The following is an 11960-nucleotide window of genomic DNA, read 5'->3' as shown; positions in this document are numbered from 1 at the left end:
CACATGCAACATGATGCGGATGGCGCGGGATTCGTGCTGGCCGGCGCCGGCGGCTTCGGCCGCGAGGTGCGCGCCTGGCTGGGCGTGTATGCCGGCGCCGCGCCGGTGCACGGCTTCGTTGACGACGTCACGCTCGGTGCGCACGTGCTGGGCACCATCGACGGCCATGCCGTGCTGGAGGCGGCGCGTTACCTGGTCTGCCTGGGCGACGGTGCCGACCGCCTCGCCGTGGGGGAACGCCTGGCGGCGCGCGGCGCGCAACTGGGCACGCTGGTGGCGCCGATGGGTAACTACGCCACCGACGTGACGCGGGTACCGGGCGCCATCTTCCTCGGCATGTGCAGCGTGTCGTCGACGGTATCGGTGGGACGCTGCGTGCTGGTGCAGGGTTTCGCCTGCGTCGGCCACGACGTGGTGCTGGAAGACGGCGTGACGGTGAGTTCGCACGCCTTTATCGGCGGCGGCGCCCATATCGGCCGCAATGCGACCATCCACCCGCACGCCACCGTCCTGCCTCGCATCCGCGTGGGACAAGGCGCCATCGTCGGCGCCGGGGCGGTGGTGGTGAAGGACGTGCCGGACCATGTGACCGTGTTCGGCAATCCGGCCAAGGTGATCGCGATCCGCGGCAAGGATTGATTGCCCCTCCGGCGTGGCCCGCTTACGCCCGCGGGGCGCCGGTCGGCAACAGCAGCGCCAGCTCGGCCATCGCCCGGAACACTGGCAGGCTGAGCGCGGTCGCCGCCTCGGTCGAGGGCAGGCGCGCGTGGATGCGGCCCTCGGGCAGGGAATCGCGGTAGGTCCAGCGCAGCACGCGCAGGCCGGCGCGGCCGATCGCCGCCGCCAGTTCCGGCTGCAGCGCATGCAGGCGCAGCATGGCGGCGCGGCCGGGCGCACACAGTTCCAGCAGCAGGCCGTCGGTGACCGGCTGCGCTTGTACCGTGACGACGGTGCCGTCGGCCAGCACCAGTTCCAGGCGCAGTGCGGCGCGTCCGCGGCGCCGTCCGTGGCGGCCCTGTTCCGGCTCGTCTTCCACCACGCGCAGGTGCTGGTCCTGCGCGCTGCCGGCGTGGACGGTGAAGCGCCAGGCATCCATCGGCGGGTTCAGCAGGTCGCTCTGGCGCAGCATCCGCATGGCTTGCGCATCGGGCGGGAATCCGCCCTGGCTGCCCAGCAGCAGCGTGGCCGGCAACTGGCCGTCGCGCGCGCGCAGTTCGCGGGTGGTGAGCTGGGTGCCGTAGTTGCGCACCATGCCGCGCCAGGAACTGGCGAGCGCGCCGCCGTCCGGCGTGGGCCAGGTCAGCTGGCGCGCCATGATCGCCTGGTCCGGGCGCATGGCGGCGTTGTCCGGCGTATCGCCTGCCGCCGCCGGCAGCGGCGCCGGCTGCGCGCCGCCCATGGGCAGCGGCAAGGCATCCAGTTCGGCCTGCAGCAGCGCCAGCGGCGCCAGCGGCGCGACCGGCGCCACCGCGCCCACGGGCACGCCCGCCGCCGGCAGGACCGCGGGCACGAGCGAAGGCAGCGAAGGCGGGGGAAGCGCAGGAAAGGAAATGCCGGCCATGATGAGCACAGTCTAAAATAAAAAGGCCAACCTGGTGGCTGGCCTTCGGGAGAGGGCCCGCGCCGATCGGCGCGGGCGTGCGGCCATTACTGCAGCAGCGACATGACCATCGAGGACATGCTGTTGGTCTGCTTCAGCATCGCCGTGCCGGCCTGCATCAGCATCTGGCTGGAGGTCATGTTCGACGATTCGGTCGCGAAATCGACGTCCATGATCAGGCCGGTGGCGGCCTTGGTGTTGGTGCTGATGTTCGACAGGTTGTTGTACACATGGTCCAGGCGGTTGGCCGCGGCGCCCAGGCCCGAGCGCACCTTGTTGACCGATGCCAGCGCGGTGTCCAGCGAGCCGATGGTGGCGTTGGCCGACGAGGTCAGTTCGGTGCCGGTGGTGGCGGCCGAGTAGTTGGCGGCGGCGCTCGACACGTTGGTGACGACCGAGCTCATGTCGGTGGACAGGTCGACCGACATGGTCTCGCTCGACGAGGCGCCGATCTGGAAGGTCATCGCCGAAGCGATGGTGCCGCCGACCATCAGGGTCTTGCCGCCGAAGCTGGTGTTCTTCAGGACGTTGCCCAGTTCCTTGCCCAGTGCATCGTATTCCGACTGCATCGCGGTCTTGTCGTCGGCGGTCGAGGACGAGTCGGCGGCCTGGGTTGCCAGGTCCTTCATGCGGATCAGCATGTTGCTGACTTCGTCCAGCGCGCCGTCGGCGGTCTGCAGCATCGAGGTGGCGTTCTGGGTGTTGCGCATGGCGACGGCCATGCCCGACGATTGCGCTTTCAGGCGCGAGGCGATCTGCAGGCCGGCGGCGTCGTCCTGCGCCGAGTTGATGCGGTAGCCGGTCGACAGGCGGGTCATCGAGGTCGACAGCGACGCTTGGGTCTTGGTCAGCGAACTTTGGGCCGACAGTGCGGCGTTGTTGGTGTGAAGGCTCAGCATGGTTGGCTCCTGGTATTCGGTAAAAGATTCGGTGTTTCGGTCAGTGTTCTGTGAGATTCGTCGAGTTTGTCTCGCTCTCACAAGTACAAGACGACCAATTGCCGTACGGCATTAAGTGACTTAAGGAAATTTTTTAAAAATTTTCGAAAATAGTTTCGCGGTCCCTTTCGACTGGTCGTTCCGGCAACAGGGCAGGCGAAAAAAAAGCCGGCATCGGCCGGCTCGAGGCGGAGATCTGTCTGCTTCAATCCGCCTGCAGCGCGGTGCGCATCACCTGGCCGACCACGGCGATCTTGTCCGCGTCCATGGTCTGCCCGGTCGGCAGCACGATCACGCTGGCGGCCACGGCCTCGGTCGCCGGCAGCAGCAGGCCGGCGTGCGGGAACAGCGAGCGGTACGGCTCCATGCGGTGGCAGCCCGGCCAGAAGTAGCGGCGCGCCAGGATGTTTTCAGCACGCAGGGTGTCGACCAGCGCATCGCGCGACAGCGCGCACTCCGGCGTGGTCTCGATGATCACGTATTGGTAGTTGTTGCGCTCGGCCTCGTCGAACGCCAGCAGGCGCACGCCCGGGATGCCGGCCAGCGCGGCGCGGTAGGCGTGGTAGTTGGCGCGGTTGGCGGCGACCACGTCGTCCACCGATGCCAGGTTGACCAGGCCCATGGCGGCGGCGATCTCGATCATCTTGCCGTTGGTGCCCGGATAGCTGACCTGGTCCAGGCCGGAAAAGCCGAAGTTGCGCATCAGGCGCGCGGTGTTGGCCAATTCGTCGTCGTCGGTGACGACCGCGCCGCCCTCGAAGGAATTGAAGAATTTCGTCGCATGGAAGCTCAGAACCTCGCAGGCGCCGAAGCTGCCGATGCGGCGGCCGCCATGGGTGCAGGTGAAGGCGTGGGCGGCGTCGAACATCAGCTTCAGGCCGTGCTCGTCGGCGATCGCCTGCAGGCCCTCGACCGGCGCGGCGCGGCCCCACAGGTGCACGCCGATGATGCCGCTGGTGCGCGGCGTGATCATCTTGCGCACCGCGGCCGGATCGAGCGTGTGCGTGGCCGGATCGATGTCGGCGAACACCGGGGTGATGCCCTGCCACTGCAGCGCGTGGGCGGTGGCGACGAAGGTGTAGGCCGGGACGATCACTTCGCCCTCCAGGCCGAGCGCGCGGATCGCGATCTCGAGCGCGATGGTGCCGTTGCACATGGCGACGCAATGCTTGACGCCCAGGTGCGCGGCCACCTTGCCTTCGAATTCCTTGACCAGCGGGCCGTCGTTGCTGAGCCAGCGGCGCTCGAAGATGTCTTCCACGTGGCGCATGAAGGCGTCGCGGTCGCCCATGTTGGGGCGGCCCACGTGCAGCATCTCGTCGAAAGCGGGCGCGGCGCCGTTGATGGCGAGGTCGGTGCGGCTGCGGATGGTTTTCATGGACGTTCCTCGATCAGGCGGGTTCGGCGGCGGTGTCGGCGTCGGCCGGCACCAGGTCGGACAGCGTCACGCGCAGCGGCACGGGCAGCTCGCCCGCGCACCAGCGCTGCCACATGCGCACCAGCGCCAGTTCCAGGCCGGCCGCCGCCACGCCCGGATAGCCGAGCACCGACTTCAGGAAGCGCTCGCGCATCCCCGCGCGCATCGCCGCCAGGGCGCTCGTGTTCTGCGCCAGGAACACGCCCAGCTTGACGTAGGTGTCCTCGTCCTCGGTGATGAAGGTGTCCAGCCCCAGGTGCGCCATGAAGGTGGTGGCGGCCTGGCTCGGGTTGGTGGCGCCGACCGTGGCCAGCGTCGGCACGCCCATCCACAGCGCGTGGCCGATGGTGGTGGCGCCGGTGTAGGGGAAGGGGCTCAGGCACACGTCCACTTCGTAATGCTGCAGCATGTACTGGTGCATGGGCACGCGCTCGCGCAGCAGCAGGCGTTCGCGCCCGACGCCTTCCAGTTCGAACCAGTCGACCAGCACGTCGTCGACGCCGGCCTGCAGGCCGCCCAGCAGCATCTTGGCGTCCGGCAGCGCGTGCAGCAGGCGCGCCCATTGGGCGACCACGTCGCGCGACAGCTTGCTGGCACGGTGGAAGCTGCCGAAGGTCAGGTAGCCGTTGGCCAGCGCCGGCAAGGGATTGACCGGCGGCGCGTTCTGCTCGGGCAGGAAGGGCGCGCCCAGCGGCAGGCGCACGATGCGCTCGCTGAACTGGTCGTCGTAGCGATCGTCCGGCACCAGGTAGCGGTCGCACAGGATGTAGTCCATGCCCTGCAGGCCGGTGGTGCCGGCATAGCCGATCCAGGTGGCCTGCACCGGCGCCGGCCGGCGCGCGAACAGCGGCAGGCGGTTCAGCGCCGAGTGGCCCGACAAATCGATCAGGATGTCGATGCCGTCCGCACGGATCAGCGCCTCGGCGGCATCGTCGTCGAGGTGCACGATCGAACGCCAGCCGCTGACGTTGGCGCGGTGCTGCTGCGTCATCGCGTCCTCGACCTTGTTGTTGTAGTAGATATGGACGTCGATTTGCGTGCTGTCCTTGAAGGCGTCGAACACCGGCGCCACGAAGCGCGACACGGCGTGGTTGTAGAGGTCGCCCGACACGAAGCCGACGCGGATGCGGCGCTGCGGATCGCGCTCGTTCGCATGCGGCTTGCGCGCCTCGATCAGCGGCGTTTCCCAGCGCTCGCCGTAGGCGAAGTGCTCGCGCGTCAGTTCGGCGCCGTCCAGGCAGCAGTGGCTGAGCATGAACAGCAGCATGCTGTGCGCGTACGGGGTCGGCGCGATTTCCAGCGCATGCCGCGCCAGGCGCACGGCTTCCTGCCATTCGCCCAGCGCGAAGCGGACGCTGGACAGGCCGGCCAGCGCATGCCGGTTGTCGGGCTCGCGTTCCAGCACACGCTCGAACACCGCCAGCGCGCGCGGCAGCCTGCCGTCCGACTGCAGGGTGGCGCCCAGGTCGCACAGCGTGTCGACGTGGTCCGGCACGATCTCCAGCGCGCGCTCCAGCGCCGCCGCCGCGGCCTCGAATTGCTTCAGCGCCTGCAGGCTCAAGCCGGTGTGGCGGTGCGCATTGAAGTGGTCCGGCTGCAGCGCGAGCACGGCGGCGTAGCACTCCAGCGCCTCGCCATGGCGGCGCAGGTCGTGCAGGGTGGCGCCGAGGTCGTAGCGCACGTCGACGTGGTCCGGCGCCAGTTCCAGCGCGCGCCGGAACACCGGCAGCAGCTCCTCGCGGCGGCGCTGCGCGTGCAGGGCCGAAGCGAGGCTGATCAGGCAATTCACGTTGGCCGGCGCCAGTTCGGCCGCGTGCCGCGCGCTGGCCTCAGCCTCGACCGGGCGGCCCAGGCGCAGCAGCGTGTCGGCCAGGCCCTGGTGCAGGTCGGCCGCGTCCTGGAAGCGCAGCGCCTGGCGGTACGCGCTTTCCGCTTCCGCGTGGCGCCCGGATTCGAACAGCGCTGCCGCCAGCACCGCATGCAGGCCCTTCACCTTCGGGTTCAGTTCGAGCGCGCGGCGCAACCCGGCGATGCCTTCCTCGAGTTCGCGCTTGCGCAGCAGCGCCAGGCCGAGCAGGGCGTGGGCGTTGGCGTCGCGCGGGTTCAGGCGCACCGCACGGCGGTGCTGTTCGATATCATCGCTTGCGCGCGGGACGTTAATCGCAGTCTGCATTCCTTAATTTCTCTATGGAAACGATATGGTTCGTGATTGTAAATCTCTGGCGCAAGGCTGTGACATGGTTTGTTGCAGTGACGGTGAGAAAATTTTCTTGCGTTAGTAAAAGTTAATCTTGTTGAACAAGGGCGGCCCGGTGCGGCCGCCGTGGCCGCCGCACCGGAGCGTGAGAAGCGCCGCGACTCAGACCAGGAAGTCCCAGCCGGTCGCCTCGATCCCATGCCCGACGATTTCCGCCGAATGCATGAACTGGTCCGCAACCTGTTCCAGCGTGGCGCCATGCCGCACTGCTTCGGTCCAGAACGCCAGGCCGCCGGCATCCGCGGTGCGGTTGAAGATGGCCTGGTACAGGATGCCGACGTCGTGCGCGGCGTGGCCGTCGAAGGCTTGCAGGCGCGCCTGGCCCTCGCTCGAGCCGATCAGCGACAGCGCGATGGCGCCGAGGGAGGCGCCGTTCTTCTGCACCGTGCCCCAGTAGTCGAAACCGCCCACGTCCGCCTGGCGCCCCAGCACGTCGGCGTACAGCCCGGCGATCGCCGCCAGCGGGGCGCGGTCCTGCACGGCCACGCTGCCGTCCTGGAACTGCAGCGTCTCCACGTTGACGACCCTGGCCTGGTCGTGCGCGCCGGTATTCGCCGTCACCAGCACGTGGCCCTCGTGGTAGTCGATGGTGTACGCCGAGCGCGCGCCCGCGAACACCGCGGTGTCCGCGCCCGCGCCGCCATGCAGCAGCGTCGGCGCGGCGGCGGCCATGGCGGCGTGCGCCTGGGCGGAGGGGCTGGGCGCGCTCGTGCCCAGGCGCAGCGTGTCGTCACCGCCGCCGGCGAACAGCAGGCTGGCCAGGCCGCTGTCCGCGACGAAGGTCTGGCTGGCGGCGTCGCCGGTCAGGATCTGGCCGGCCGTTTCGCCGACCACGGTCGCCGCGCCGATCACGGCGGCGAAGTCCACCGCCTTCAGGACCAGCGTATTGCCGGCGCCGACGCCGCCGGCATCGATCACCAGCGCCGTATGCTGGGTCGCGTCGCTGGTGCCGGTCAGCGTCAGCGTCGCGTTCGCGGCGTCCTTGGCGGTGACCGGCGTCACCGTCTGCACCAGCAGCGCCGCCTGTTTCGCCAGGGTGTTCAGGAAGCCTTGGGCGTTGCCGGTCAGGTGTCCCTGGTCGGCGGCCGGGTGGTCCGGCGTGGACGCCTTGATCGACTGGATCAGCTGCTCGACCGCGTTGCCGGCCAGCCGGCTGGCGCCGCCGCTGACGCTCAAACCGAAGCCGACCCCGGCCTGCGCCAGCAGCAGCGTGTTGCCGCCGGCGCTCACCAGCGGAATGTCGGCGGTGGCCGCGCCGCCGGCGCTCTCGCTGCGGTCGGCGCCGACGATCGGGACGATCGTGCGGATGCCGTCGCCACCGCCGGGCAGGACCACCGGCTGCTGCGTGACCTGCACGCCGTCGATGGTGGTCGTGGCCGGCGCCGGCGCGGCCGGCGCGGCCACCGCCAGCGCCAGCGCCGTGCTCGCGTCCGAGACGTTGCCGGTCGCGTCGCTCTGCCTGGCGGTCAGCAGGTGCTTGCCGACCGCCAGGACCGGGCTGGTGATCTGCCAATGGCCGCCGGCGTCGGCGGTCGCCGTGCCCAGCACGCTGCTGCCGTCGCTGTCGTACAGCGTGACGCGGGCGTCCGGCAGGGCGCTGCCGGTGATCAGCGGACGCTCGCCGGCAGTGACGCCGGCGCCGCTGCCGGCCGCCAGCGCCGGCATGGACGGGGCGGCCGGCGCGACGGTGTCGATGGTCAGGCTGAGCGCCGCGCCGGCGGGCGAGACGTTGCCGGCCACGTCGGTCTGGCGTGCGCTCAGGGTATGCACGCCATCCGCCAGCGCGCTTGAGACGATGCGCCACACGCCGTTCGGATTGGCGCTGGCGCTGCCCAGCACGGTGACGCCGTCGCTGTCGTACAGGGTCACGACGGCGCCCGGCGCGGCCATGCCGCTCACGGCCGGCGTGGCGATGCGGGTCAGGCCGTCGCCCTGGATGCCGCTGTCGCTGGCGGCGTCCAGCAGCGGCGCGCCGAGCGTGGCGGCGGCCGTGCGGATCTCGACCTGCAGGGCAGCGCTGGCGCCCGAGGCATTGCCGGCGGCGTCGAACTGGCGCACGGTGAGGCTGTGGCTGCCCGCGGCCAGCACGTCGCTGGCGATGGTCCAGTGGCCGTCCTTGCCGGCGATCGCCTTGCCCAACCGGGTGACGCCGTTGCTGTCGTACAGGCGCACGAGCGCATCCGGCTCGGCGATGCCGGAGATGCGCGGCGTGGCGACGCTGGTGATGCCGTCGCCGGACGACACGCCGCTGTCGTCGCGCGCGTCGAGCGCGACGGCGGACGGCGCCGCCGGGGCGGTGTGGTCGAGCACGTAGCCGGCGCCGAGCGCGTAGCCGCCGGCGATGGCGATGCCGTGCGTGTTGACGATGCCGGTGCCGTCGGCCTTCAGGTCCAGGCGCAGGCTGCCGTCGCCGGCCAGGCCGTCGACGGTGACGGTATAGACCTTGCCGCTGCCCGTCACCGCCGCGACGGCGCCGCCGGCGCTGCCGCTGCCGTTCAGCGTGAAGTCGCCGGCATCGACGCCGCTGACGGCCTCGCTGAAGTGGACGGTGTACTCGACCGAACCGGCGGCGGCCGCCACGGCGGCGCCGGCGCCGCCGCTGCGCACGATCGCGCTGGCGACGGGCGCATCGACCACCGTGAACGCCTGCGCCAGGTAGCTGACGTTGCCGGCAGCGTCGGTCGCGGACAGGTAGATGTGATAGGTGCCGGCCGACAGGGCCAGGCTGCCCACGCTGAGCGTGTCGCCGGCGACGCTGAAGGTGGCGTTGTCGGCATCGTTGCTGCCGTTGCCGATGGCCAGCGCGTAGGTCACGGCCGTGCTGTCGCCGGCGGAGAGGGTGGCGAGGGCGGCGCCGCCGAAGCAGGCGAGCGAGGCGGCGCTGGCGGCGCTGAGCGCGAGGCCGGCCGGCGCCGCGGTGTCGATCGTCAACGCCAGCGCGCTCGATGCGGCCGAGAGGTTGCCGGCCGCATCGAGCGCCTTGACGGTGAGATGGTGGCTGCCCTGCGCCAGCGCCGACGCGACGATCGACCAGGCGCCACCGCTGGCGGTGGTGGTGCCGAGCACGGTAGTACCGTCGCTGTCGTACAGCGTGACCGTGCTGCCGTCCTCGGCGCTGCCGCTGATCTGCGGCGTGGTGTGATTGGTGATGCCGTCGCTGCCGGAAGCGCCGCTGTCGGAGCCGCTGTCCAGGCTGGGCGCGGCCGGCGCCGCGGGCGCCGTGTGGTCGAGCGTGTAGGTGGCGCCGGCCGTGTAGCCGCCGCTGCCGAGCGCGGTGCCGCCGGCGTTCTGGATGCCGGTGGCCCCCGCCTTCAGGTCCAGGCGCAGGGTGCCGTCGCCCGCCAGGCCGTCGACGGTGACGACATAGGTGTCGCCGCTGCCGCTCACCGAGGCGATGGCGCCGGCGGCGCTGCCGGTGCCGGTCAGCGTGAAGTCGCCGATGTCGACGCCGCTGACGCTCTCGCTGAAGGTCACGGTGTACTCGGCCGAGGCGGCGCTGGCGGCCACGGCGGCGCCGGCGCCGCCGGCGCGCACGATCGAACCGACCGTGGGCGACGCGCTGACCGTGATGTCCTGCGCCAGGTAGCCGACGTTGCCGGCCGCGTCGACCGCCGCCAGGTGGATGTGGTAGGTGCCGGCGGCCAGCGCGGCGCCGCCCACCTTCAGGGTATTGCCGGCGATGGCGAAGCTGGCGTTGTCGGCGTCGTTGCTGCCGTCGCCGGCCGCCAGCAGGTATTTCAGCGCCGTGCTGTCGCTGGCGGACAGGGTGGCGATGGCGGCGCCGCTGCCGGCGTCGCCGGTGCCGACGGCGGCGGTGCTGACCGCAAGTCCGACCGGCGCGGCGGTGTCGACGGTCAGCGCCAGCGCTGCCGAGGCCACGGACACGTTGCCGGCCAGGTCGACCGCCTTGGCGTTCAGGTGGTGGACGCCGTCCGCCAGGCTCGAGGCGGTGATCGACCAGGCGCCGCCGCTGGCGGTGGCGGTGCCGAGCACGGTGCTGCCGTCGCTGTCGACCAGCGTGACGGTGCTGCCGTCTTCGGCGCTGCCGGAAACGACCGGCGTGGTGTTGGCGGTGATGTCGTCGCTGCCGGAAAAGCCGGTATCCGAGCTGCTGTTCAGGTTGGGCGTGGACGGCGCCGCCGGCGCATCCGTATCCAGCACGTAGGCCTGGCTGAAGGCAGGGCCGGCGCCGTCGCCGTTGGCCACGCGCGCCATGAAGGTGCCGCTGCCGGCCAGCGTGGTGCCGGTCGACCAGGCGCTGGAGCCGGCCGTGAAACCGGTGGCGTCGTTCCAGGTGGCGCCGCCGTCGTACGACACCTGCACCGATTCGCCCGCCAGCAGCGCGGCGCTGAGGGTGCCGCCGATGGTCTGCGCGGCGATGTTGGTGACGAAGTCGCCGGCACTGGCGCCGCTGTCCGCGGATAGGGCGGCATCCAGGATAGTGGTGGTGGGTACGGCGGGAAATCCTATGTTGTCGATAACGAGGTTGTCGAAGAAGGGCGCGTCGGAGGCCGAGTCGAAGGTGACCTTGAAGCCGTAGATGCCCACGAAGTCGGGATTGCCAGCCAGGGAGACGTGGGTATAGGCCTTGGGAGCGGGTTCCGATCCGGCGACCGTGAACGCCACCGCGGCGCCGACCGGGTTGCCGGCGCGATCGATCGCCTGCACCGTGATCGGGGTCGTGGTGTTGTTGACGACGGCAAAATTGTTCAGGTCGAAATAGAACCCGTTGGCATTCGACTTGAAGATCACGTAGTCGATGTCGGCGGCCTGCACGCGCAGCGAATTGCCGTCGCCGTCGCCGGTGTTGTCGTTGAAGCCGACGCCGCGGATGAGGAAGGTGCCGGTGTTGACGCTGGACTGGGCGGTGACGTCCCAGCCGCTCCTCGCGACGTTCGCCGCGCTCAGGATGGTCGGGGTCGGGTAGCCGCTCGCGGCCTGCGCATAATTTTCGTTGGCTTCGAACGGCACGTTGGCAAAGGTCGTGGTGTTCAGGGCGACCGTCAGCGTGTGCGCATAGTCCGGCCAGGCCAGCGCCGTGGCCGACAGCGCGTGCGCGGCGCCGATGCCCGCCACGGGATCGCCCGCCGCCGGAATGCCGGCCGCCGGGATGCCGGCCACCGGGATGCCGGCCACCGGGATGCCGGCCACATGATCCAGCGCCCAGCTGCCGCCTTGGGCGACGGCGCCCACCAGCGTGCTGGACGCCGCCACGGGCACGCCGAGCGCCTGCGCCAGCGCGGCGACGAAAGCCGCGCCTTCTTCCCCTTGCGCCGCGCGGCAGGCGTACAGCAGCACCGCGCCGCCGGGGCGTACGGCCTGGCCGATCGCCGCCAGCGCATCCGCCACGTGCGGATCGTCCAGCGCGGCGCGGTCGACCGTGCGTGCGCCCAGCATCAGGCGTCCGGCAGCGCCGTGGCACAGCAAGTGCAGCGCATCGTAGCCGTCGCCCAGGGCGGCCCAGCGTGCCAGCTGGGCCAGGCCGTCGTGGCGTCCGCCGAATCCGGTCACTTCCATGCCGAAGGGCGCGCCGCCGGCCAGCACGTGGCGGTCGGCCAGCGCCAGGTCGATCAGCAACGCTTCCTTGCCGCCGTGGCGGACGGGGACGGGCAGGCGCAGGCGAATGGCGTGTTCGCCATCGTCGGCGCAGGGGAAGGGAAAACGCGGGGCGGCTGGGTGAAAGTCAGGGTCGCGGTTGTTCATCGTCGGGCTCTCGATAGGCTCTGTGCGGATTGATCGGGCTGTTCG

At 70.7% G+C, this 11960-nt stretch carries 6 protein-coding genes; 1 reads left to right on the top strand and 5 read right to left on the bottom strand.

Annotated features, from left to right (window positions below; translation table 11 throughout):
• Positions 1-3: 3 nt before the first annotated feature.
• Complete coding sequence (locus HH212_RS02315) at positions 4-639, top strand: LbetaH domain-containing protein (RefSeq protein WP_169433910.1); 636 nt, start codon at positions 4-6, stop codon at positions 637-639.
• A 22-nt stretch (positions 640-661) separates the two neighbouring features.
• Here HH212_RS02315 and HH212_RS02310 read toward each other — a convergent pair whose 3' ends face one another.
• The 5 genes from HH212_RS02310 to HH212_RS02290 all read right to left on the bottom strand — a co-directional run bounded on the left by HH212_RS02310 (position 662) and on the right by HH212_RS02290 (position 11915).
• On the bottom strand, positions 662-1510 hold the full coding sequence (locus HH212_RS02310) for a hypothetical protein (protein WP_229217529.1): 849 nt from the start codon (positions 1508-1510) through the stop codon (positions 662-664).
• A 137-nt stretch (positions 1511-1647) separates the two neighbouring features.
• Positions 1648-2499 carry a flagellin N-terminal helical domain-containing protein gene (locus HH212_RS02305; protein WP_169433908.1) on the bottom strand — a complete coding sequence of 284 codons (852 nt, stop codon included), beginning with the start codon at positions 2497-2499 and terminating at the stop codon, positions 1648-1650.
• A gap of 244 nt (positions 2500-2743) precedes the next feature.
• Positions 2744-3916 (bottom strand): DegT/DnrJ/EryC1/StrS family aminotransferase, encoded by a 1173-nt coding sequence (locus tag HH212_RS02300; protein ID WP_169433907.1) that lies wholly within the window; start codon positions 3914-3916, stop codon positions 2744-2746.
• A 13-nt stretch (positions 3917-3929) separates the two neighbouring features.
• Positions 3930-6128, bottom strand: a complete 2199-nt coding sequence (locus HH212_RS02295; protein WP_169433906.1) for an O-linked N-acetylglucosamine transferase, SPINDLY family protein — start codon at positions 6126-6128, stop codon at positions 3930-3932.
• A gap of 186 nt (positions 6129-6314) precedes the next feature.
• The gene (locus HH212_RS02290) at positions 6315-11915 is read right to left on the bottom strand and encodes an Ig-like domain-containing protein (protein ID WP_169433905.1); all 5601 of its coding nucleotides are present in this window, start codon (positions 11913-11915) and stop codon (positions 6315-6317) included.
• Between the last annotated feature and the right edge of the window lie 45 nt (positions 11916-11960).

The sequence above is a fragment of the Massilia forsythiae genome (assembly GCF_012849555.1).
GTDB classification, from domain to species: Bacteria; Pseudomonadota; Gammaproteobacteria; order Burkholderiales; family Burkholderiaceae_D; genus Telluria; species Telluria forsythiae.
This window is presented reverse-complemented; position numbering and strand designations above follow the sequence as displayed.